Here is a 23,179-nt window from a genome sequence, read left to right on the forward strand (position 1 = left end):
GGGGAGTAGAATTATGAGTGGAGGAACCTACTACGTACCGGAACAGAGCAAGCTGCCAATTTTTGCCAGCTTTGGTTTGTTTTTAACGGTATTTGGTGCAGCCAATTGGATGAATGGCAATTCGTCTGGCCCCTGGCTGTTTTTTGCCGGCGGCTTAACCTTTGCCGCGGTGCTGTGGAACTGGTTCAGCATTGTCATCAGCGAAAATATGGCGGGGCTTAACAGCCCGCAGTTAAAGCGCTCCTACGTGATTGGTATGGGCTGGTTTATTTTCTCTGAGGTCATGTTCTTTGCCGCCTTCTTCGGTGCACTGTTTTATATTCGCGCTTTGGCACTGCCCTGGCTGGCGGGCGAGGGTGACGGCGTAGACAACGTTTTACTGTGGCCGGGCTTTGCCAACGAATGGCCGCTAATGACCACGCCGGATATGGCCGCCAATGCCGAGAACGCGATTAAAGTGGGCCCCGAAGCCGCCATGAGCTGGCCGGGCTTTGGCGGGCTGTTTAGCTGGCTGCCGTTTTGGAATACCGTGGTGCTGTTAAGCTCGAGTGTCACCGTGCACTTTGCTCACACCGCCATCAAAAACAACAACCGCAAACAGTTCAACATTATGTTGGGCGTGACCGTGCTGCTGGGCTTTATCTTTTTGTTCCTGCAGGCCGAAGAATATATTCACGCCTACCAAGAGCTGGGCCTGACGTTGCAGTCCGGTATTTACGGTACCACCTTCTTTATGCTCACAGGGTTCCACGGTGCCCACGTGACCATGGGTACCATTATGCTGCTGGTGATGTGGCTGCGCTCGGTGCTAAAAGGTCACTTTAAACCCGACGATAACTTCGGCTTTGAAGCGGCCAGTTGGTACTGGCACTTTGTGGATGTGGTCTGGGTAGGTCTGTTCTTTGTGGTGTATGTATTTGGTTAACGCTTTTACCCTGGGCCGAGAATAAGCTTGGCCCAGGGTAGTGCAGCCAGCACTACAAAGAGTTTTAGCGCAGGTGCTGATCCCAGGGCGCGGTGTCGGTCAGAATACCACTGTAAAAACCGTAACCCACACAAATCATCATCAAAATAGCGAGGGTAATACGAATGCCCAGCGCGTAAAGCGTTCGCTTAGTGCCGGGTACACCGGCATCGCGCAGTAAATAATTTAATCCGGCGGTCAGGCTTAAGACCACGCCGATAAACAGAATTAAGATAATAATTTTAAGCCACATAGTGAACCCTGATTATTAGAATACGAATGGATACACAGCGATACTAACGCAAAGCCAGATAACTCTAAATGCTTGTTGGCTAAATGAGTTATCAACGATGTAAAGGCAGCCCAAACCGTGACACCCCGAGGTAAACCCACTTTACGCTTTATGCCCAATACCTGGATTTTGGTGCTGTCACTGGTATTTTTGCCGCTGTTAATCGGCCTGGGCGTATGGCAATTAAGCCGCGCCGATGAAAAGCGAGACTTAGAGGCGCAGCTGGCGCAAAGGCAAACCGCAGCGCCGGTTGCTTTGCAAAGCCTAAAAAACCCTGCGGCCTACACGCGTATTATCGCTCGGGGCCGGTTTGATTCGGACCACACCTGGCTGTTGGATAATCGCCAGCGCGATGGCAAACCGGGTTACGAAGTGGTGCAGCCCTTTGTGCTGGACAGTGGTGAAAGAATGTTGGTCAATCGCGGCTGGTTGCCCGCCCCGGCCCGACGCGAACAGTTGCCAGAAATAAACAATATAGTGGGCGATACCACCATTTTTGCCGAGGTGGCTTACCCCAGTAATCACCCCATGCTATCGGCGCAAAGCGGCAATAAAAACTGGCCCAAGGTGATCACCCAAGTTGTGCCCTCGGTAATGGCGCCGTCACTCGATGAGCCGCTAGCGGGTTACTATTTAAAACTGGATGCCGCCAGCACCGGCGCTTTTACGACCGCCTGGCAGCCCATTAATATGAGTTCGGCCAAGCATACCGGTTATGCGGTACAGTGGTTTGCCATGGCGCTGGCCCTGGTGATTTTAAATGTGTTCGCCAACACCAATGTGGCGCAAGTACTAAAACATAAAAAGCACAGGCAGTAGAGAGGTGTGTATGAGCGGGGAAGATAAAGCGCCCAACAAAAGGCGCGGACAAATTCAGGCGTTACTGTTAATGCTGGTGGTGGCGCTGCCCATGATCGCCGCTTATGTGATTTACCATACGGGTGTGGGCATGCCCGAGGGCACCGTCAATAAAGGCAAGCTGTTGCAGCCACCGCAGCACCTGCCAGATTTGCCCCTGCGCTTTGCCGACGGCGGTGCCTGGGACTTTGCCGAACAACCCGTGCGCTGGCGCTATGTGATCCCCGGTAGTGGCAGCTGCGACCAGGTGTGCCGCGACAATCTGTACTTGACCCGTCAGGTGCATATTCGTCTGAATGAAAAAGCCCGCCGGGTAGAGCGCTATTACCTGCTGCTGGACGGCGCCATTGAGCCCCAGTTTGCCGCCTACCTAGAAAAAGAGCACCCCCGCTTGCGCATTGTCGAGGCCCCGCGCGCAGCATTAAACGACGCACTTGCCAAGACCAATGAAACGCAGAACCCCGACCGCGCCGGGCGTTACTTTTTGATGGATCAGGAAGGCTACTTAATGATGAGTTACGGCCCCAATACCGATGGCGCCGACTTATTAAAAGACGTTAAAAAAATGCTGAAGACATCCTATGAAGAGTAACTTTACCTGGGATTTTCGTCTGGCGCTGTTAGCCACCGCGCTGGCATCGGTTGTCGTCGTCTTGGGCGCCTTTACCCGGTTGGTGGATGCTGGGCTGGGCTGTCCCGATTGGCCCGGCTGCTATGGCCATTTAACCTGGCCCACCACCGAAGAGCATGTCGCCACCGCCGAGGCGCTCTTCCCCGAAGCGCCGGTGGAGCACGACAAAACCTGGCCGGAAATGGTGCACCGGCACTTTGCCGGGCTGCTGGGGTTACTGATACTGGGGCTGACTATTTTTACCTGGCGCCGCGCCGCGCAAACCGGTCAGCCTTTACCCAAGGGCCACACCCTGGGCTTGCTGATTTTGGTGATTATCCAGGCCGCCTTTGGCATGTGGACGGTCACCCTCAAGCTCTGGCCCCAGGTGGTTACCGCGCACCTGCTGGGGGGCTTTGCCACCTTAAGCCTGCTGTGGCTACTCGCCCAGCGCTTGGGGCCCTGGCAGTGGATTAGCCAGCAGACCGGCAAAATCCGCGCGTTGAAACCACTGGTGCTGTTGGCGTTAGTGCTGGTGGTGGTACAAATTGCCCTGGGCGGCTGGACCAGCTCGAACTACGCGGCTCTCGCCTGTACCGACTTCCCCACCTGTCACGGTAAGTGGTGGCCCGAGATGGACGTAGCACGCGGTTTTAATTTTGCCCAAACCATTGGCCCCAATTATTTGGGCGGCCTGCTGGAGGGCGAGGCGCGCACCGCCATTCACATGGCCCACCGCTTGGGGGCTATTGTCGTCACCCTGGCGGTTTTACTCTTGGTAGTACGGCTGTTTCGCATCCGCTGCGCCCGGCCCATGGCGTGCACCGTACTGGCGGTGCTGGCGCTGCAGGTGAGCCTGGGCATTACCAATGTGATGGCGCATTTGCCGCTGGCAGTCGCCGTGGCGCACAACGCCGTGGGGGCGCTGCTGCTGCTCACCCTGGTTACCTTGACGCACCGGGTGTTTACGGCGCAAAGTACTTAATGCTAACGACAACGCACCCGATATAAGAATGATATAGGTACGCTTATGGCACAAACACAGGCACTGGCCCAATCGCCCAGCTGGCGCGATTACTACGAGCTGACCAAACCCAAGGTGGTCATGCTGATGATTCTCACCTCGGTGATCGGCATGTTGCTGGCAGTGCCCGGAATGGTGCCGCTGGATGTGCTGTTAATTGGCAACTTGGGCATCGCCCTTTGCGCCGGTTCTGCGGCGGCGGTCAATCACCTGGTGGATCGCACCATTGATCAGAAAATGTCGCGCACCTTAAACCGACCAGTGGCCAAAGGCCGGGTCGAGCCCATGCAGGCACTGCTGTTTGCCGGGGTGATCGGCGCTTTGGGCATGACTTTACTGGTGGTGTTTATTAACACCTTAACCGCCGTGCTCACGCTTATTTCGCTGCTGGGTTATGCGCTGGTGTACACCCTGTTTTTAAAGCGCGCCACGCCGCAGAATATTGTGATTGGCGGCATTGCCGGGGCCGCGCCGCCACTACTGGGCTGGACCGCGGTAACCGGCAGCATTGACGGCCACGCGCTCTTGCTGGTGCTGATTATTTTCGCCTGGACGCCGCCGCACTTCTGGGCCCTGGCGGTGCACCGCAAAGACGATTACGCCAAGGCCGACATTCCCATGCTGCCCGTCACCCACGGCGAGCAGTACACCAAGCTGCACATATTCCTGTATACCATCATTATGGTACTGGTGACCTTGCTGCCGTTTATTACCGGCATGATGAACTGGATTTACCTGGTGGGCGCACTGGTGCTGGGGGCCGGGTTTTTGTACTGGTCGTTTATGCTCATGGTGAGCAAGCGAGAAGGCCTGGGTATGGAAACCTTTAAATATTCCATTATTTATCTGATGGCGCTGTTTGTGGTAATGCTGGCGGACCATTATATTTTGCCCGCGCAAAGCCTCGGTGCAGTCTAACCCTTAAAACAAATAACGTTCAGGTAAAAGCGTAATGAGCAGTTCGTCCAACCGGCGCGGTATTATCATCACGGTTTTGTGTTGCGTGGCATTTATGGCGCTGGTGGTAGCCGGAGTAGTACACAAGCTGCTCAGCCCCCGGGTGATGACCCAGAGCGAATTGCAACTAAACCGCGCCATCGTGTTCGATAAACCCCGCCGCTTTGAAGACTTTGAACTACTCAATCAAAACGGTGAACCTTTTACCAAAGACGATTTAACCGGCCAGTGGTCGCTGCTGTTTTTTGGCTTTACCCACTGCCCGGATATCTGCCCAACCACCATGGCCGATATGGCGCGCCTAAAACAAAACCTGCCCGCCGACATTGCCGCGCAAACCCAGGGTGTGTTGGTCAGCTTGGACCCGGCGCGCGACACTCCCGAGCTGCTTAAAGATTACGTCGCCTACTTTGACCCCGAGTTTGTCGGCGTCACCGGCGATTTTCTGCAAATACGCCGCTTTGCCAACCAGGTGAACGTTGCCTTTACCAAAGTCACCCAGGGCGACGATTACACCGTGGATCACTCGGGTAATATTGTTTTAATTAACCCCTACGGTGACTACCACGGCTTTTTTAAACCGCCGTTTGAATTGGCTAAATTAAAAGCCACCTATAGCTCTATTGTCACCAGCTTTGATTAACCCCGGCTTGGCAAAGGATCGCCCAATGCGTTTTTCTCGTTTTACTCTTATTGCTGGTGTGCTACTGGCGAGTGGCTGTGTCGTAAAGCCAAAAACCATCCATGTGTACGATGAACACTGCAATATCCTAGTGCGCAAAGCTGTGCTTGAACCCGACCAATCCAAACAGTTACTGCGTTGTACCAATGAAGACTGTGTGGATCAACTGGTTGTTAGTGGTATCGTGGGGGCGGGCAGTGTGATCGTCGCGGGTAGTATTGTAATGGTGTCTAACGTGGTCTACTGGATTGAGCGGGAGCAAGAATGTCAGGCCATCAATTAAGTTCGCTCGCCTGGGCGGTCGTATTTATTGCCGTTTTTCTCTGGTCGGCCATTGCCCCTCACGACTATTTCACGTGGGCGCTTGAAGTCGCTCCCGCGGTTATCGGTGCTTTATTATTACTCGTTACGCGACATCAATTTCCTCTCACGCCTTTATTGTCGGTATTAATTTTAATTCACTGCATTGTGCTTATGGTCGGCGGTCATTACACCTATGCCGAAGTCCCGCTGTTTGAAAACCTGTGGGGCAGTGAGCGCAATAACTACGATAAGCTCGGTCACTTTTTTCAAGGCTTTGTGCCGGCGCTGCTTGCCCGTGAAATACTGTTACGGCGACAGGTGGTTAAACCCGGATGTTGGCTGGCGCTATTTGTGGTGTCTTTGTGCCTGGCCTTCAGCGCTTTTTACGAGTTGCTTGAGTGGTGGGTTGCCCTGGCCACTGGCGAGAATGCCGAAGCTTTTCTGGGAACCCAGGGCTACGAGTGGGATACACAGTCGGACATGGGCTGGGCATTACTGGGCGCCATAAGCTGCTTGCTGCTATTGTCCCGCTGGCACAATCGGCAGCTGACCCACTTCATTTAAAACGACGTGAGTGGTGCGGGCTACAGTTAACGGCCGGTTGAATAGTCCCCTCAAACTAGCAGTTAATTGAGGCAAATCAATAAGGTTAAAATCCAGCGCTTTAAACTGTCTCCATGTTAACGAGGAGACAGTTTAATGAAATGTGTCGCAGTTCCCGCTTTGTTCACCCTTTCTATTGCCGCCACTTTATCAGCACCCGTATCAGCTGATTACCAAGCTGGTGATATCGTCGTGCGCGGTGGTTTAACCAGTGTCCAACCCGATTCCGATAAGGCCGGCGTGTATGTCGAAGCTTTAGGGGGCGATACGCCGCTGTCGCTGTCGGTTGACGATAACAGCCAGCTGGGTTTGAACTTTGTTTACTTTTTTAACAGTAACCTTGCCATTGAGTTGCTGGCGGCCACGCCTTTTTCTCACGATGTCACCATTCACGATCCGCAAGCGGTATCTCCCGGCGTGTTCAACACCAATGTGGATGGCATTAATCTGGCCGAAGTAAAACACTTACCGCCAACGCTAAGCGCGCTCTATTATTTTACTACGCAGTCGGCGTTTAAACCCTACGTCGGTGCGGGTATTAACTACACCGTATTTTTTGATGAAGAGTTTACTCAGGCGCCCGAGAGTTTAGGCTTTAATAATCTCAAGCTGGACGATTCCTGGGGCTATGCGCTGCAAGTGGGTGCGGATTTTATGCTGGGTGAGAACTGGTTGGTTAACGCCTCGGCGCGCTATATCGATATCTCCACCGAAGCGACATTTAACATTGGCGATGACATTACCGGCAGCAGCGATGTGGATATCAACCCCATGGTGTATTCGGTAATGCTGGGATATGAATTCTAAAAACTGACTAGATGATTGCGCCGCACCTCAGGTGCGGCCTTTTTCTGTTTGCTAATTAAACCGGCGGCTCGCTGTCTTTCTCCCATCGCTTTTGCAGATGCTCGCGCAAAATTTTAGTGTTGCGCGTATTGGCCTTAAAGTAGGCATCAAAAATATCGCCCACCAGTGGCACCAGACCCCCGACAAAGTCTATGGCCATGTTAGCGGCAATCTTAACCTTTACCCCCGTACTGGCACCGGCGCGCTGCGCTTCCAGCAGTACATAGCTCGACAGCAACAAACCGGCAAAATCGCCAATAAAGGGTACCAAGCCAATAATGGCCTCGAAGCCCACGCGAAAGCCAATAAAAGGAACGCGTACACTGCTGTCCATCAAGCGGCTGAATTTATCCAGCCGCGCCAAAATAGCCTGTTGCTCGGCGCGCTGCGCGGCCTGAGCTTTGCCGTCCACTGAGTCGTTCACCGCTTAACCTTTCTCCGCTTGGTCTGCTTCGGCGCTAATGTCTTTAAAGGCCTGTGCTAGGGTGGCGGGCTCTTGCGCGCCCGAGATTAAATACTTCTGGTTGATAATAAACGCCGGTACCGCCGTTACGCCCGCCTGCTGGTATCGGGTTTCATCGTCGCGCACCGTCTGGGCGTATTGTTCGGAATCGAGTACCGCGCGGGCGGCCTCTTTATCAAGCCCCACCTGGGCGACGCACGCTAGCAGCACTTCGGGCTGGGAAACATCTTCGGCGTGGCCAAAGTAGGCTTCAAACAGTGCCTGTTTCATCTCGGTCTGTTTGCCTTGCTTGCCCGCCCATTTAACCAGCCGGTGGGCGTCAAAGGTGCTACAGGTGTAGCGCTCCTGCAACTTATCAAAGTTCACGCCCAGGCCCGAGGCAATCTGAATCATCTCGTCCTGGGTCGCGCGCACGTCTTCTTCGCTACGGCCGTACTTGCGCGCCAGGGCGGGCAGTATGTGTTCGCCTTCGCCGCTGTGGTCGGGGTTTAGCTCAAAGGCGTGCCATTGCACGCTAAAGTTAAATTCGGGTTCTACCTGCTGCATGGCCTGTTCCAGGCGAGCGTAGCCAATGGCGCACCAGGGGCAGGCGATGTCTGAGACTATGTCTATTTGGATGTTGGGCATGGGGTGTCCTGTGGTGGATAAATGGGCCGCTGTGCTCAGCGTATAAGTGTGTTGGTTGGGTGTTTTGGTGTGGTTTTCAATGGTTGGGGGCTTTTTGTTTGCCCGTGTCGCCGGGCGTTGCGAGGTACTTTTGGTCTTGGCCAAAAGTACCCAAAAGCCGCGCCCTAACATCTGGCCCTGCGGGTCCCCTCATTCCAATCGATTTTAGCGGGCCGTATCGACAGCGCGTCCATGCGCTGGCGATACTTGCGCAAAAGCGGCCCAGGCCGGTCTCTCTGCCTTCGGCATTCACCTTCTCCTGTTTGCTTACCCCCTAAAATCGATTTCCATTCGGCCTAGATGTAAACGGGGCAAAAAAGCAGTGCTTCGTAGCTAAGTTGAGTCCATCGGGCCTAAAGAGGCAAAGCATTGCTCTAGCGTCAGACCTCCGACATCAGACGTCCGACGTTAGCCCGTTGCAAAACGGGCTAACGCATGGCACTATTTTCTTCATCAAACATGCGCTTATTGTTGTCACGCAGTACAACTATAAATCAGTGGCTTAGCCAGGAGGCTGAGATTGGGACAGGGCAGTATCTACAGAATGACGCATGCCCTTCTTTTTAGATTCCGTGTTCTTCGTTTTCAGGGGAAACCCTTGAACACCGCGCGGTAGAGTTCCTGGGGTTAACTAAAAAATCCATTATTTTCAGTGGGTAAATTGTATCTTTAGGCAATTTAGATAGATCCACTGAATGCGGTATTAGTGCGACTGAGTCGCACATTTACCACACAGAGATATTTAAAGAACCAACTTTTCACTGTGTTTTCAGAGGCTTATGCTATTTTTCGATTCGACCTCTAGTGAGGATAGGGTGAAAGGGAAAAGTGCGACTTTAGTCGCATGAATTAGCTGTTAGGTTTTTCGGCTCCTGAAGCGGTCGGCGTTTATAGGCTACAGGAAACGAGAGCTGTATGTAAATACAGTATTGGGATAAAGGGCTCACCAAGTAGCGTGATTACATCTAAAAGGAAGATGACGAGCAAAACGTTTTTCTGGTACCGTGAAGCGCCGCTTACGCACGCAAGCACGAGTGTTTGCGGACATAAGCCTCACTTCACGGCAAAGCGGTTTGCCGCATCCATTTTCCCTTTCCGGAGTAACGTCACCTACACAGCGTCCGTTAAGCGGTGCCAACGTAGAAGCATTCACAAGTGTGCGTGCTGGAAAAGTCTGCTGTTCGATTGGGCTGCGAACCTAACAAGTAGCAAAACGAGTCCTCACGTGACCGTTCGGCTCGTTTACAAATTTCGTTAGGGCTAGCTGAAGGAGTACAGGTGTTTGACTAGGATATTTCCTTCAAAAGTGCTAGAGAGCTAATTGATTGTTTTCTCGATGAAAACATTTTGGCTCCCAAAAAGAAATAAATAGGACACCCACAGTTTTAAGAATCTCTCGGTGATCTCCAAAAGCCCTTTGCGAATCATTTGTCGACACTTCCAGGTAGCCGCTATGCTCGAACGTTAAGTTTCAGGAGATTTAATGGAAGGTGTGAATAAAATCGAAGCAGTAACCGAAAGAGATATTGATCTTTTGCTGCTTGAGGAACTGAACGTATCGCACGATTTTTCTTCGTGGTTATATTCAGTAGTAACGAAGAATTATGATGCTCCGTTGTGTACGGGAGCATGGCATTCGATTTCAGATTCGTCTCTCGGAGAGTCGGATTTAGTTGTCATCTACGATAATGGACTAGCTATTCTCATAGAAAACAAAATTGATGCGTTTGCTCAGCCTGAACAAGGTGCGAGGTACAAAGCGAGAGGTTTAAAGGGGATTGAAAGCGCTTTATGGAGCAGTTTTTATACGTGTATGATAGCTCCTAGTCTATATCTTAAGAAAGAAAAAGACGCCAGCGAGTACAGCGCGCGTTTGAGCTATGAAGAAGTTTCTAACTGGTTAAAGTCGTTCAATCAAAGTGATCGGCGCGCTAAGTATAGAGCTTATATTCTTCAGGAAGCGATAGAGCAAAACCGGAGAGGTTATACGATTAATCCTGATGAAAGAGTTACGGAATTTTGGTTAAACTATTGGAAGCTGGCGACACAAAAATACCCTGAATTAGAAATGAAGAGGCCGGGTATTAAGCCTGCAAATTCCGATTGGCCTGATTTTCGGCCGTCTACGCTCAAGAAAGGACTATCCATTGTTCACAAACTCGAACGTGGTGATATTGATCTGCAAATACCCGGTTTCTCTGATAATCTGGAATATCTAAAAAACATACTTTCTGATGTAGAGGTTGAAGTAGTAAAAGCTGGAAAATCGGCTGCTATCAGAGTTAAAGTTGATTCACTTGACAGATTTTCAGCTTTTGAGTCGCAAAAGAATATAGTTATTGAAGGGTTAGAAGCAGCGAAAAAGCTCATAGAGGTTGCGAAAAATATAGAGAAACATATCTAAAGGAAAATTCGAGAATTGGGGTCAGATACCCTCTTGAAGATCAAGACCTGAAAGTGGAATTTTCGCATTAAAATGGGTTTCTGACTTCACGACACCGTAGATCATGTGAACCGGCTTCCTCATGCTGACGCCAATAATCGCTTTAAAATCAACGGGGTCAGAGTCGCTGATTTTAACGAGAAAAATCAGATGGGGTCTGGCCTTACATTTATGCTCCCCACATCCATTCTTGAGCTGATCAAATTAACGAGAAGGCTAGGCTAATTTAAGAATGAACGGAAGACCCACGATTCAGCATTGGGTGCCACGGTTTTATCTCAAGCAATTTGCGACAGAGGAAACAAGGGGCACTTCAAACCCGAAAGTCTGGGTAATCAACAAGGACGATAGTCCGTCAGAGCCCGAACTCGTTACGACCAGAAGGATCTGTGGACAGCGATTTTTATATACTCCCGAAGGGAGTGATGGCAGACGAGACTGGAGCCTCGAGGAATATTTTTCGGGGTTGGAAAGTGGCGCAGCAGAATACTGGGAGGCACTTTCCAGTTTGCAGCTCGATCTATCAGAGCCAGAAGTAAGGAGTAGGGTAGCCGAATTTCTCGCTGCGCTTCACCTTCGCAACAAATTCGTGTTCGATCTCTGCAAGGGGATCATGGAGAAACGAGACGCACTATTTGGCAGGCCAAGGCCTATTCAGAAAATCGCGGGTGAAGAGGTCAATGATGATCGACCGGACCTGACTAATCCTGGAAAAATTTTTGCGCAAAGTACGAGAGACGGTATCCCAAGAATAAAAAAGTTATTTGAGTCATATCGTTGGATGATCCTGAAGTGCGAGAAAAATGTTTTGACCACCTCTGATGTGCCGGTAACATTCATAGACTCGATCCCGCGCCGGTCCGGGCCCGGATCGAAAGATGCGAAAGCAGTCTTTCCAGTGTCGCCAAGCACGCTGCTCTGTATGGTGCCCCGAGAGGGGCAGCCTGAGACTCTCTGCGGCGAGGTTGACTGTGCTTTTTTCCAGGATGTCAATCAAGCAATAGAAAATTATGCCGAAAGATTTGTAGTTCTCGGGACAAAAGATGCAGCGAATCAATGGTTTCAGGATAAATTAAATAGGACGCCCAAAGCTTAAAGAAGCTTAGCTATTCTTGGCCGGTTCACTAACGGTTTTTATGTTCTCGGATTATTGAGGCTTGAGTTGATAGGAAACCGGTCAACAAATGATAAAGGTCATAAAGGTGTCAAATCTTGACTTAAGAAAAATAGCGGCCGCTAATACCAATAAGGAGCATTGGGGTCTAGTCTTGAATTGTGAAAATTTTTAGAATGCTACTACGAAAAATATGGAGGCGGATCTATGGTTGAAGAAAAGGACATAGAATTATTTCTAAAAGCGAAAAAGGAAGAGAAAACAACTATTTTTTTACAATCCCTGTCGGCAGCCTTTTTGCTCGCGCTTGTGATGCTCGAGGTTTTTAACGTTACTCATGATTACACCATTTTATTGGCCACCATCTCAATCGTATTTATGACGGCGGCATTGGGTCGCAGTCGGTGGATTACTGTTTCCAGGTCGCACCTGATTGCCACCTTGGAAAGCATTATTAATAGGGATGCCAATGCTTTGAAGATTTTGGCGGATAAAAAGAGAAGCTAAGAGATTTCACTTCACTCATTCCCCTTTGCTTTATCACAAACCATTCAGCACTTCCGGCATCGCACCATCATCTACTGTGAATGGTACAGATCCTGCTTATTTGATGTTTCTTATAGTTAGATTGCCCTAAAACCCACTTTAGCAACGCCAAGAGAGTAAAACTCACAATCTCAGCGCGCTTTTGACAATTTTTCGGTTCAAATTAGAGGGTGTTTTAGGTTTTACAACCAATCAAGCGAAAGGTGAATAAGCATGTTAATAAGTCGTTGGTTTTTCAGTTCCATTTTAGTCGTGACTCTGGCGGGCTGTCAGTCGGTTTATTACGGGGCGATGGAAAAGGCGGGGGTTCACAAGCGCGATATTATGATTGACCGTGTGGAGTCGGCACAGGAGTCGCAGACTGATGCCAAGGAGCAGTTCGAGTCTGCGCTGGAACAGTATCAATCTATTGTGACGATTGAAGATCAGGACTTGGTAGAGCGCTACGAGAAGCTCAACGACGAATACGAGGACAGTAAAGCGGCCGCTGAAGAGGTGTCCGAGCGCATTAATTCGGTGGAAGACGTTTCCGAAGCCCTGTTCGATGAGTGGGAAGATGAAATTGATTTGTACAGCAATGCCAACCTAAAGCGCCAAAGTGAAGCCAAGTTACGTCAGACCAAAAAGCAATACGAGAAACTGATTAACGCTATGCGCAGTGCAGAGGCACGCATGGATCCGGTGTTACAAGTGTTTCAAGACCAGGTGTTGTTTCTTAAGCATAACTTGAACGCGCGCGCGATTGACTCGCTGCAGGGTGAGCTGGGAAATGTAAACACTGAGGTTGCCGGGCTGATCCGCGAAATGGAAAAATCCATTGCCGAGTCGGAAGCGTTTATTAGCAGCCTTAAGAATGACTAGGCGACACGAAGCACAAGTTACCTAGGGCGCGAGCGAAAAATGTTATACGCAAGAATACTTTTCGTTACCTTTCGGTAGCAGTAGGTTACAGGAGCTCTCATGGATCGACCATCGCCCGATAAGGCCTGTTCTGAGCTGGCACCTATCGAAATCGGCTTGGTCATTATCGGCCGTATGGATCGTATTGATAAACAGGCCATTCGGTTGGCGCGCGAGCAGCTGCTGGTCTGGCTGCAAGAACAGTTTCCTCAGTTCGCCTGGCGCATCAGTGCAGTTCAGCGCGAAGAGGTGCCCCTGAGCATTCGCCAGGAGCCCTCGGCTTTGTTGCGCGATGGCAGCGACTTGCGCGATGCCGAAGGCTGGGATTTTGCCATTTTATTCACCGCCGCTGATTTAACTTGTCGCTACAAGCCCTATTCGATTGCGGTTACCTCCAGCGCGCTGGACTTGGCGGTAGTGTCCACCAACCGAATCGACCCCCATGCATTTGATGCCGAAGTGGATGAGAGCGAGCGCGTACACACAGTAGCGCAACGCCTAACCACGCTTTGCATTCGCTCTTTAGGTCACTTGAATGGCCTTGCTACGGCCCGAGAGGAAAACAATTTTATGCACATTCCCTCATCGCCTAAAGAGCTGGCAAAGATGAGGGAGTTTGATAGTGATCAGCACAGCGCGATAGAAAATAACCTTCACCAAATTGCCGACCCCCGCCTTGAGGAAACTCAGGCAGCGGAAAAGTTATCGCCCTTTCGCTTTTACCTGCAGTCGGCCTACATCAACAGGCACGAAATTGCCGATGCGGTTTTGCATGCGCGCCCCTGGGAGTTTCCGCTACGGTTGTTGCGCCTGACCGCTGCGGCGGTTTCCACAACGACTCTGTTAATGCTCACCGCCGAAACCTGGCATTTGGCATCCTATCAGGCCATAGCCACGCTCGCTATGCTATTGGGGGTTGTTCTGGCCGTTACCACCGCGCTGGTGGCGGTCAGGCAGCGCTTGTTAATTCGAAGGCGCCGCTCGCTAATGCGAGAGCAGATTGTGATTACCAATTGCTCGGCGGTGTTAATCGTATTACTGGGCCTTGCGAGCACAGCCGCCGCACTGCTGGCGCTCAATCTATCGGCGGGTTATTTGCTCTATCCGCTCAGCTTAGTGGCAGCCTGGATTGAGTCAGACATCGGCATGGTTATGTCCACTACCTACTGGCAAGTGGCCTTGTTCGTCACCACCCTGGGACTATTTATTGGCGCCCTGGGGGCCACCTTCGAAGAACAGCACCACTTTCGCCATGTGGTCTTTGTAGATGAAGAAATATGATTGAACTACTGGTGGGATCACCGGTGATGGCCTATGTCATCTTTGCTGTCTGTACCGGCATTATTTTGTTTGCGGGGGTGCGTATTACGCGCCTGGCCGATGCGCTGGGCAAACGAACCGGCATTGGCTCGGCGCTGTTTGGTGCTGTGCTTTTGGGGGGCACTACCTCTTTGCCCGGCATCATTACCTCGGTAAGTACTGCCTGGCAGGGTTACGCCGATCTTGCCGTGAGTAATGCGGTGGGGGGCATTGCCGCACAAACCACGTTTTTAATTTTTGCCGATATTATTTACCGCAAAGCCAATTTAGAGCATGCCGCGGCCTCGTTGGAAAATCTGGTTCAATGCACTTTGCTGATTGCGCTGTTATCGGTCGCTCTGGTGGCGCTTACGGGGCCAGATGTCAGTGTTTTTGCGATTAACCCCGTCTCCATTGTTCTCGTGCTCGCCTATCTGTTTGGCCTGCGACTGATTTCCGATACCAAAGATCAGCCCCGCTGGTTTGCCTCTAAAACCAAAGAGACTAAGCCCGAAAGCGATTTGCCTACCCCGGGCGGGGCGTTGTCAACATTGTGGCTCAGGTTCGGCGGCTATGCAGTGGCGATTGCCGTGGCAGGCTACGGCATTGGTGAAACGGGTATTGCGATTGCCAAAATCACCGGTATCTCGGAAACCGTGGTGGGCACCTTATTAACCTCAGTGGCGACCTCACTGCCCGAACTGGTTACGGTGTTGTTCGCCGTACGGATGGGGGCACTCGCCTTGGCCGTGGGCGATATTATCGGCGGCAACAGCTTTGACGTGCTCTTTTTAGCCTTTGCAGACTTTGCCTACCGAGACGGGTCTATTTACCACGCGACCACCCGAGACACGGGCTTTGTTTTGGCTATTAATGTATTGATGAGTGCAGTTCTGATGCTGGGTCTGCTGCGCAGAAAACGCAGCGGCGTGGGCAATATTGGTTTTGAAGGCTTTATGGTGTTGGGACTCTACGCATTAGCCATTTTGGTTGTGACACAGTAATAAGGCACGTGCCCTGGTCCCGGCGCTTTACAGGTTGCTGCAATACGGTTTAGAGGCGATTGCTGCGGGCGGCGCGCTTACTGCGCGCCAGGTTTGCCTGCGCTGTACCAATACTCTGGCTTCAGGCCAATAATGCGGTAAATCCCTTCGGGCAGGTCTTTGCGGGCGTTATCGAGGTTGCGGGCCAGGCGCGTATGACTGACAAAGCCGTGCATATATTGCTGTATCAGGCGCGCTGTCTGCTCTACGTCTTCGGGCGGGGCGATAAACCCGCCGTTCTCCAGGTTGCGCAGCATCGCGATATGGTACTTGATGCCGCGGTCATTCATTTGTAGCAAGGTGTTGTTAATATCAACCTCGCCGCAGCTGGTTTGGTTGCCGGTGCTGAAAAAGGCGCAGCCCGGAATATTGTCGATATCATCGCCAATTTTGGTGTCCAGCACGAGCTTTAGCCAGCCCTCAAGTTGCTCCAGTGGAGTGTTAAGCGGCGACAGCAGGGCGTCGAGGTCGTGGCGAACTTTATCCCAGTAATGCTCAGATGCCTGGCAAAACAGCTCGGCCTTGGACTCGAAGTGGTGGTAAAAGCTGCCCTTGGTGACTTCGGCTTGTTTGCAGATTTCATTAACGCCCACAGAGTTATAGTTACTGCTCCAAATCAGTTTAAGGGCAGTTTCTAGCAACCGTGTACGTGTGTCTGTAGCCGTCATAGAAAGACCTCTGGGTGGCGTTGGGCGGCATTATGATACCAACGGGTATGTTAATCAATGCAGCTGTTTTGTCATACAGTTGTACGAAATGCTGTCTTATAGACGCTATTTTGCGTTAAAAAGTTCGTTTTTGCGCGTTAATTCAAGTAAATAAATACTTAAGTGGCCAGCGAATTAATTGCAAAGCAATAATTTAGTTGACGAATAGACCAACCGGTATGTATAGTTTTTAACACTGCCACGCAGTCATCCGACCTTATAAACAAAATCTTCCTATTTCCCTGTTAACTATCGGGGCTATTGCGCCGATTTCGCTCTTGTAGCTTAGAGGTTGGATAACTGTACACAGAGGCCATACCAACCGGTATGTATAAGATGCCGGAAGAGTTGATTTGTTCCCTAGTGTGTAAAGATTTTGCCGCAGGCAAAAGGAGATACCCCATGTCTAGCTTGTTAGGTTTACCCAGCCGTATACCGGTGGTGCGTTCAGTGGTGAGCGCCCTGTTCAGCGTGATGGCGCTGTCTGTCGCCCCGTTTGCCGCCACCGCTGACGACGCGGTTGCACCCCCTCCGCCCGCAGTGGATGTATTAGTGCTGGAGCCCGAAAGCGTGCGCACCTGGGTGGAGTTTTCCGGACGATTGGCGCCGGTCGAGAGCGCCAAAATTCGCCCTTTAGTGGGCGGAGTCATTCAGAAGGTGCTGTTTGCCGAAGGGCAGCAGGTAGAGCAAGGGCAGCCTCTGTTCGTGATCGACCCGCGCCCCCATCAAGCCGCTGTGGCTGAAGCCGAGGCGCGCCTGGCGGTCGCCCAATCGCGCGCTCAGTTGGCCCAGGATGAGCTAAAGCGGTCGCAGCAATTGGTCAACGATAAACTGATATCACAAAGCATTTACGATGCAGCGCGCAGTGCTAAGCATGTTGCCGATGCGGATGTAAAACAGGCTGAGGCGGTACTTAGCCAGCAGCAGCTGAACCTTGAGTACGCTCACATTACGGCGCCTATTAGTGGCCGGGTAAGCCGCGCGGAGCTAACCGCCGGTAACGTGGTCGATGCCGGAATTAACGCGCCGGTGCTGACCGAAATTGTCGCCACGAACCAGCTTTTCGCCGAGTTTAATGTGGATGAGGCGACCTACATTGAATTTGTGCGCTCTGTGCAAGACCCGCAACAAATGCCCGTTAAGTTAACCCTGGCTCGCGACAGCGATGTGGTTTACGAAGGGCGTATCAGCTCATTCGATAACCGCCTTGACCCCACCAGCGGCACCATTCGCGCGCGGGCGGTGATCGATAACCGCGATGGCGCCTTGACGGCTGGTATGTTCGCCAACGTTCGCCTGGGCGCGGCATCCATTAACGAGGTGTTACTGGTGCCCAGCCTTGCGGTGAGTACAAATCAGAGCAAAAAGTTTGTGCTGGTTGTGGATGACACTAACACCGCTACCTATCGCGAAGTGACTTTGGGCGAATACTACCAGGGGCGACGCGTGGTGGCGGCGGGGTTAAGTCCCGGTGAGCGCGTGATTGTGAATGGTTTATCCCACGTTCGCCCGAATACTGTGGTCGCTCCGCGAGAGGTAGCCACCGAAGTCGCGGCGGCGCATTAAAAGATTCCGCGAATACTTCTAGTTTTAGGGCGTGCGGTCTTAATAGATTGCACGTCACGGTTTCTCATATTGTCTTTATCTCCCATTTTCTATCGCTCATGGGCTTAGTATGAATATCTCCAAATTTTTTGTGGATCGACCCATTTTTGCCGGTGTGATTTCGCTGCTGATTTTTATCGCAGGGTTTCTCGCCATGTTCCAGCTTCCCATATCGGAGTACCCCGAGGTTTCGCCGCCATCTGTGGTGGTGAGTGCTTCGTACCCGGGCGCCAACCCCAAAGTCATTGCCGAAACCCTGGCCACGCCACTGGAGGAGCAATTGGCCGGTACCGAAAATATGTTGTACATGTCGTCGCAAGCGACCACCGACGGCCGCATGAATCTAACCGTTACCTTTAAAATTGGCACCGATGTGGATTTGGCGCAGCAGATGGTGCAAAACCGAGTCTCGCAGGCGCTGCCGCGTTTGCCCGAGGTAACCCGCCAGGCGGGGGTCACCGTGGTAAAAAGTTCGCCCGACTTAACCATGGTGGTGCATTTGATTTCACCGAATAAAAGCTATGACGAGCTGTACCTGCGCAACTACGCTGTACTGAATGTAAAAGACGAGTTGGCTAAAGTGGCAGGTGTGGGCCAGGTGCGCCTATTTGGCTCGGGCGATTACGCCATGCGGGTGTGGCTCAACCCGGAAAAAATAGCCGAAAAAAACCTGACGGCCAGTGATGTAGTCAACGCTATTCGTGAACAAAATGTACAGGCCGCCGCCGGCATTATTGGTGGTGCACCCATTACCAATCTCGTTGACGTGCAACTGCCGGTGAATGCCAAGGGCCGCTTGGATAACCCGGAAGAATTTAATGACATTATTATTCGCGCCGGTCGCAATGGAGAAATTACCCGGCTGGAGGATGTCGCCCGCATTGAGTTAGGTGCCTCTGAATTCAGCTTAGGCTCCATGCTCGATAATCAGCCCGCGGTAGCGATTCCGATTTTTCAGTCTCCCGGTGCAAACGCCATTCAAATCTCGGATGACGTGCGCGCGACTATGGCTGAGCTCAAAGAGCGATTTCCTGAGGGCGTGGATTACCGCGTGGTGTACGACCCGACCATTTTTGTTAAAAGCTCCATCAAGGCCGTGATTAAAACCTTACTTGAGGCTTTGGCACTTGTGGTTATTGTGGTCATCGTATTTTTGCAAACATGGCGCGCCTCCATTATTCCGCTGCTCGCGGTTCCCGTTTCTATTGTCGGTACCTTTGCACTGATGTCGGCATTTGGCTTTTCCATCAACACCTTATCGCTGTTTGGTCTGGTGCTGGCCATTGGCATTGTGGTGGATGATGCGATTGTGGTAGTTGAGAACGTGGAGCGTAATATTGAGGAGGGCTTAAGCCCGTTACAAGCCACTTACAAAGCCATGCAGGAAGTCAGCGGGCCGATTATTGCGATCTCACTGACGCTGATAGCGGTGTTTGTGCCTATCGCGTTTGTCAGTGGATTAACCGGACAGTTCTATAAACAGTTTGCCTTGACGATTGCAATTTCCACCGTTATCTCGGCCATTAACTCCCTTACCTTAAGCCCTGCTCTGGCAGCGCTATTGCTAAAGCCACACGACGCTCCCAAAGATAGACTGACCCGTGGCATTGACGCCGTATTCGGCCGCTTCTTTGCCTGGTTTAATCGCACTTTCAAGCGAGCCTCGGACGGCTATTCAAATCAGGTGGGTCGCTTGCTGGGGCGTAAAGGTCTGACGGTTGCTGTTTACGGTCTGCTGCTGGCCGTGACGGTAGGGGAATTTAATGTCATTCCCAAAGGTTTTGTGCCGGCCCAAGACAAACAATACCTGATTGCTTTTGCGCAACTACCAGACGGCGCCACGCTTGAGCGTACCAAAGGCGTCATTCGTGAAATGGGCGAAATTGGCCTGGCTGAAACCGGCGTACAAAATGCGGTGCAATTTCCCGGCCTGAGCATTAACGGGTTTATGAACAGCTCAAGCGCCGGAATTGTTTTCTTCCCGCTCGAGGCGTTTGATAAGCGCCAGGGCGATGAATTGTCGGCAGGCGCGATTGCGCAGCGCTTACAGATGAAGTTTGCAGGCATTGAAGAAGCATTTATTGCGATCTTCCCGCCTCCGCCGGTGCAGGGGTTGGGTACAACCGGTGGCTTTAAATTGCAGATTGAAGATCGCGCCGGATTGGGGTACGAAAAACTTGCTGAGGTGGTGCAGCAGGTGCAACAAAAAGCCTGGCAGCGGCCCGAGCTTGCCAGTGTTTACTCCAACTACAAAATTAACGTACCGCAACTTTATGCTGATTTAGATCGCACTAAGGCCAAACAGCTGGGCCTGGATATCAAAGACATCTTCGACACCATGCAAATTTATCTGGGGTCTTTGTATGTGAATGATTTCAACCAGTTTGGCCGCACTTATCAAGTGATAGCCCAGGCGGACGCCGAGTATCGCAATACCCCGGCCGATGCCATGGCGTTAAAAGTACGTAATCAGCAGGGCGATATGGTGCCACTTGGAACAGTGCTGAGTATGGAGGAAAGCTACGGCCCCGAAAGTGCAACACACTACAACGGTTATCTGTCGGCAGACCTGAACGGTAACGCCGCACCTGGATACTCCAGCGGCGAGGCGCAGGATGCGATTACCGAAGTGTTGGCGCAAACTCTACCAAGGGGCATCGAGTTTGAGTGGACAGACCTGACTTATCAAGAGGTGCTGGCCGGTAATACCGCGATCATTATTTTGCCACTGTGCCTATTGCTGGTGTTTTTGGTACTGGCGGCGCAATACGAGAGCTTGGCACTGCCGGTGGTCGTGGTGTTAATAGTACCTTTATCCATTCTAGCGGCGCTCTTTGGCGTGTGGCTAACCGATGGGGATAACAACATATTTACTCAAATCAGCTTGTTTGTGTTGGCCGGACTTGCCAGTAAAAATGCGATATTAATTGTCGAGTTTGCGCGTGAGCTCGAGCAGCGAGGTATTGCAACTTTGGAGGCCGCAATCACTGCCAGCCGTATGCGTTTGCGCCCCATATTGATGACCTCTTTCGCGTTTATTATGGGGGTTGTACCCATGGTGTTCTCAACGGGGGCAGGCTCAGAAATGCGCAGCGTGATGGGTATTGCGGTGTTTTCGGGAATGTTGGGGGTGACTTTCTTTGGCCTGTTTTTTACCCCGGTTTTCTACGTTCTGCTGCGTAAGATAGAGGGCAAAAGCTACTTTAAGCCTAACAGTCACGTAGCTGAAAACGCGCCATTACCGAGTCAGGTGTAAGGACATATCATGAAGCACAAAACATCCCAGATAAAGCTTGTAGGCGTAGCGCTTTTGCCTCTGGCGATTGCCGCTTGCAGTGCCTTTAAGTCTCCCGAGCAAGTGCGCGCCAATGCACAGCTGCCTGAGCCCGAGGTGAGTTTTTCTCTGCCTGAACAGGCTACGAATGCCAAACCCGTTGCCCAATGGTGGATGCAGTTTAACGATGCAGAGCTAGATCGTCTGGTCAGCGCTGCGCTTGAACACAATCACAGTGTGCGTATTGCGGCGGCCTCTTTGAATGAGTCGCGCGCTTACCTGCGCGAAACTAAACTTGACCGGTATCCCACGGTGGAAGCCGAGCTTAGTGCGCGCCGCGAGCGCCAGAGCGCGGATCGAGTTGGTACGCAGGGCTCGCGCATCAGCGAAACTTACAGTACCGGGTTTGATGCCAGCTGGGAGTTGGATCTGTTTGGCCGCGTTCGCAACGGCGTGCGAGCATCGCAGGCGCAGGTCGCCATGAGCGAGGCGGATTTACATGCCGCCCAGGTGAGTGTAGCGGCCGAAGTGGCCAGCGCCTATGTGAACTTGCGTGGGTACCAATATCTGCTTGATGTGGCCGCGCAAAATGTGGCCATTCAGCAGCAGACATTCAATTTAACCGAGCGCTATTTCGACGTGGGTCTGGAAGATGAGCTCAATGTGGCGCGCGCGAAGTCGCAGCTGGAGCTCACCCGCGCCCGCGTGCCCAGCATAGAGGCGCTAATCAATACGTCGCTCAACCGTTTGGGCGTGTTGACTGGCCGTCAACTGCCGGCGTTAAAAACACAGCTTGCTGAAGCGCAAGCGCTGCCAAGTTTGCCGGCGGCGTTTGCCGTGGGGGACCCACAAAGCTTGCTGCAGCGTCGCCCAGACATTCACCGTGCAGAACAGGCTTTGGCGCAGTCGGTAGCTCAGTACAATATTCGTGTAGCCGACTTGTACCCGAGCATCAGTATTACCGGCGGGCTGGGGTATCTTTCCAGTGATTGGTCGCGCCTGGGCGATAGTCCTACTTCCACCTTCTTGTTTGCACCGCAAATTCATTGGGCGGCGTTTAACCTGGGGCGGGTGAATGCTGAAATTGACGCAGCCGATGCCCGCACCCAGGCGCGCTTGGCTGAATTTGAGCAAAGCGTGCTGGTCGCGCTGGAGGAGACCGACAACAGCTTGCAGAATTACACTCGCGAGGAGCAGCGTCGGGCGGGCTTGCAGCAGGCGGCTAAGGCGAGTGCCAAGGCGGCTGAGTTAGCCGGGCGCAAGTTCGAGTTGGGCAACGGTGACTTCCTAACCGTTTTGGATGCCCAGCGCTCGCAGCTGGACGTGAGCGCACAGTTAGCCCAAAGCGATATTCAGGTACTGCTCAATTTGATTGCGGTGTATAAATCTTTGGGCGGTGGCTGGGATGCTCCAACAGAGTTGGCGGGTCGTTAAGTAGCTGTCTGTAAGATTTCCAAGGATGCTGACGGCCTAGTTAGTAAGTATCAAATTATTAACCAGGCCGGTCACAGACGCGCGATGAGAATAGCAAAACGATAGAATCACTCTAAGAAAAATTTGTAGGAGTCGATCGTCACACAAAATCTATTTCATCTAACAATATAGCTCTTTATAGGGGCTATTTGCATCATTACTTAGACGAAGGAAAATTCAGTGCGTCATATCGTTGCTTTTAAATACAAGGACGGAACCACCGAAGATCAGATTCAAACCATTACCGAAGTTTTTAGCCAATTTCCGGAAAAAATCCCTGGTATCGTCGATTTTGAATATGGCGAAAACAACAGTCCGGAAGGCTTACACAAAGGATTCAATCACGTTTATGTGCTCACCTTTGACAGTGAAAAATCCAGGGACGAATACTTGCCCCACCCAGAGCACAAAAAGTTGAAAGAGTTGCTAGACAAAATGGGTATTCTTGAGGATGTATTTGTCATCGATTATCCATTGAATAACTAGTGTTAACAGGCCCTAGGCTTT

23 protein-coding genes are annotated in these 23,179 nt (G+C 51.7%); 19 read left to right on the plus strand and 4 right to left on the minus strand.

The window, feature by feature from the left end; genetic code table 11:
- Positions 1 to 13: 13 nt before the first annotated feature.
- The gene (locus NHM04_RS11625; protein ID WP_254263958.1) at positions 14 to 925 is read left to right on the plus strand and encodes a cytochrome c oxidase subunit 3; all 912 of its coding nucleotides are present in this window, start codon (positions 14 to 16) and stop codon (positions 923 to 925) included.
- A 64-nt stretch (positions 926 to 989) separates the two neighbouring features.
- Here NHM04_RS11625 and NHM04_RS11630 read toward each other — a convergent pair whose 3' ends face one another.
- The gene (locus tag NHM04_RS11630) at positions 990 to 1,217 is read right to left on the minus strand and encodes a DUF2909 domain-containing protein (protein ID WP_253968850.1); all 228 of its coding nucleotides are present in this window, start codon (positions 1,215 to 1,217) and stop codon (positions 990 to 992) included.
- Positions 1,218 to 1,334: 117 nt separating this feature from the next.
- On the opposite strand from NHM04_RS11630, the gene NHM04_RS11635 reads away from it, so the two are divergent.
- The 8 genes from NHM04_RS11635 to NHM04_RS11670 all read left to right on the plus strand — a co-directional run bounded on the left by NHM04_RS11635 (position 1,335) and on the right by NHM04_RS11670 (position 7,100).
- Positions 1,335 to 2,075, plus strand: a complete 741-nt coding sequence (locus NHM04_RS11635) for an SURF1 family protein (protein WP_254263959.1) — start codon at positions 1,335 to 1,337, stop codon at positions 2,073 to 2,075.
- A gap of 10 nt (positions 2,076 to 2,085) precedes the next feature.
- On the plus strand, positions 2,086 to 2,706 hold the full coding sequence (locus tag NHM04_RS11640) for a hypothetical protein (RefSeq protein ID WP_254263960.1): 621 nt from the start codon (positions 2,086 to 2,088) through the stop codon (positions 2,704 to 2,706).
- Entirely contained in the window at positions 2,696 to 3,709 is a 1,014-nt protein-coding gene (locus NHM04_RS11645; RefSeq protein ID WP_254263961.1) for a heme A synthase, read from the plus strand. The genes NHM04_RS11640 and NHM04_RS11645 overlap by 11 nt, the downstream gene beginning before the upstream one ends.
- A 45-nt stretch (positions 3,710 to 3,754) precedes the next feature.
- Positions 3,755 to 4,666 carry a heme o synthase gene (cyoE, locus tag NHM04_RS11650; protein WP_254263962.1) on the plus strand — a complete coding sequence of 304 codons (912 nt, stop codon included), beginning with the start codon at positions 3,755 to 3,757 and terminating at the stop codon, positions 4,664 to 4,666.
- A 34-nt stretch (positions 4,667 to 4,700) separates the two neighbouring features.
- Positions 4,701 to 5,348, plus strand: coding sequence for an SCO family protein (locus tag NHM04_RS11655; protein ID WP_254263963.1), 648 nt, complete (start codon positions 4,701 to 4,703; stop codon positions 5,346 to 5,348).
- Positions 5,349 to 5,373: 25 nt separating this feature from the next.
- On the plus strand, positions 5,374 to 5,670 hold the full coding sequence (locus NHM04_RS11660) for a hypothetical protein (RefSeq protein ID WP_254263964.1): 297 nt from the start codon (positions 5,374 to 5,376) through the stop codon (positions 5,668 to 5,670).
- Entirely contained in the window at positions 5,652 to 6,254 is a 603-nt protein-coding gene (locus NHM04_RS11665; RefSeq protein ID WP_254263965.1) for a DUF2238 domain-containing protein, read from the plus strand. Before NHM04_RS11660 ends, NHM04_RS11665 begins: the two co-directional genes overlap by 19 nt.
- Positions 6,255 to 6,389: 135 nt before the next feature.
- Entirely contained in the window at positions 6,390 to 7,100 is a 711-nt protein-coding gene (locus tag NHM04_RS11670; protein WP_254263966.1) for an OmpW family protein, read from the plus strand.
- 55 nt (positions 7,101 to 7,155) lie between these two features.
- On the opposite strand, the gene NHM04_RS11675 is transcribed toward NHM04_RS11670, so the two are convergent.
- A complete protein-coding gene (locus NHM04_RS11675; protein ID WP_254263967.1) occupies positions 7,156 to 7,563 on the minus strand; it encodes a DUF4112 domain-containing protein in 408 nt (135 codons plus the stop codon).
- 3 nt (positions 7,564 to 7,566) lie between these two features.
- Complete coding sequence (locus NHM04_RS11680) at positions 7,567 to 8,229, minus strand: DsbA family oxidoreductase (RefSeq protein WP_254263968.1); 663 nt, start codon at positions 8,227 to 8,229, stop codon at positions 7,567 to 7,569.
- A 1,522-nt stretch (positions 8,230 to 9,751) separates the two neighbouring features.
- On the opposite strand from NHM04_RS11680, the gene NHM04_RS11685 reads away from it, so the two are divergent.
- The 6 genes from NHM04_RS11685 (at position 9,752) to NHM04_RS11710 (ending at position 15,574) form a co-directional block, all read left to right on the plus strand.
- A complete protein-coding gene (locus tag NHM04_RS11685; protein WP_254263969.1) occupies positions 9,752 to 10,672 on the plus strand; it encodes a PD-(D/E)XK nuclease family protein in 921 nt (306 codons plus the stop codon).
- Positions 10,673 to 10,943: 271 nt separating this feature from the next.
- Entirely contained in the window at positions 10,944 to 11,807 is an 864-nt protein-coding gene (locus tag NHM04_RS11690; protein WP_254263970.1) for a DUF4238 domain-containing protein, read from the plus strand.
- A 225-nt stretch (positions 11,808 to 12,032) separates the two neighbouring features.
- Positions 12,033 to 12,332, plus strand: coding sequence for a hypothetical protein (locus tag NHM04_RS11695; RefSeq protein ID WP_254263971.1), 300 nt, complete (start codon positions 12,033 to 12,035; stop codon positions 12,330 to 12,332).
- A 252-nt stretch (positions 12,333 to 12,584) separates the two neighbouring features.
- The gene (locus NHM04_RS11700; protein ID WP_254263972.1) at positions 12,585 to 13,232 is read left to right on the plus strand and encodes a DUF2959 domain-containing protein; all 648 of its coding nucleotides are present in this window, start codon (positions 12,585 to 12,587) and stop codon (positions 13,230 to 13,232) included.
- Positions 13,233 to 13,331: 99 nt separating this feature from the next.
- Positions 13,332 to 14,552, plus strand: coding sequence for a hypothetical protein (locus NHM04_RS11705; RefSeq protein ID WP_254263973.1), 1,221 nt, complete (start codon positions 13,332 to 13,334; stop codon positions 14,550 to 14,552).
- On the plus strand, positions 14,549 to 15,574 hold the full coding sequence (locus tag NHM04_RS11710) for a sodium:calcium antiporter (protein WP_254263974.1): 1,026 nt from the start codon (positions 14,549 to 14,551) through the stop codon (positions 15,572 to 15,574). The genes NHM04_RS11705 and NHM04_RS11710 overlap by 4 nt, the downstream gene beginning before the upstream one ends.
- 77 nt (positions 15,575 to 15,651) lie before the next feature.
- Here NHM04_RS11710 and NHM04_RS11715 read toward each other — a convergent pair whose 3' ends face one another.
- The gene (locus NHM04_RS11715; protein WP_254263975.1) at positions 15,652 to 16,281 is read right to left on the minus strand and encodes a TetR/AcrR family transcriptional regulator; all 630 of its coding nucleotides are present in this window, start codon (positions 16,279 to 16,281) and stop codon (positions 15,652 to 15,654) included.
- A gap of 441 nt (positions 16,282 to 16,722) precedes the next feature.
- Here NHM04_RS11715 and NHM04_RS11720 point away from each other — a divergent pair, with 441 nt between their 5' ends.
- From NHM04_RS11720 to NHM04_RS11735, 4 genes are all read left to right on the plus strand, one after another.
- Complete coding sequence (locus NHM04_RS11720; RefSeq protein WP_254263976.1) at positions 16,723 to 17,886, plus strand: efflux RND transporter periplasmic adaptor subunit; 1,164 nt, start codon at positions 16,723 to 16,725, stop codon at positions 17,884 to 17,886.
- Between the two features lie 109 nt (positions 17,887 to 17,995).
- Positions 17,996 to 21,181, plus strand: coding sequence for an efflux RND transporter permease subunit (locus tag NHM04_RS11725; protein ID WP_254263977.1), 3,186 nt, complete (start codon positions 17,996 to 17,998; stop codon positions 21,179 to 21,181).
- 9 nt (positions 21,182 to 21,190) lie between these two features.
- On the plus strand, positions 21,191 to 22,633 hold the full coding sequence (locus tag NHM04_RS11730) for an efflux transporter outer membrane subunit (protein WP_254263978.1): 1,443 nt from the start codon (positions 21,191 to 21,193) through the stop codon (positions 22,631 to 22,633).
- Positions 22,634 to 22,852: 219 nt separating this feature from the next.
- Entirely contained in the window at positions 22,853 to 23,158 is a 306-nt protein-coding gene (locus NHM04_RS11735; RefSeq protein WP_254263979.1) for a Dabb family protein, read from the plus strand.
- Positions 23,159 to 23,179: the final 21 nt, after the last annotated feature.

This window comes from Gilvimarinus sp. DA14 (assembly GCF_024204685.1).
Lineage (GTDB): Bacteria > Pseudomonadota > Gammaproteobacteria > Pseudomonadales > Cellvibrionaceae > Gilvimarinus.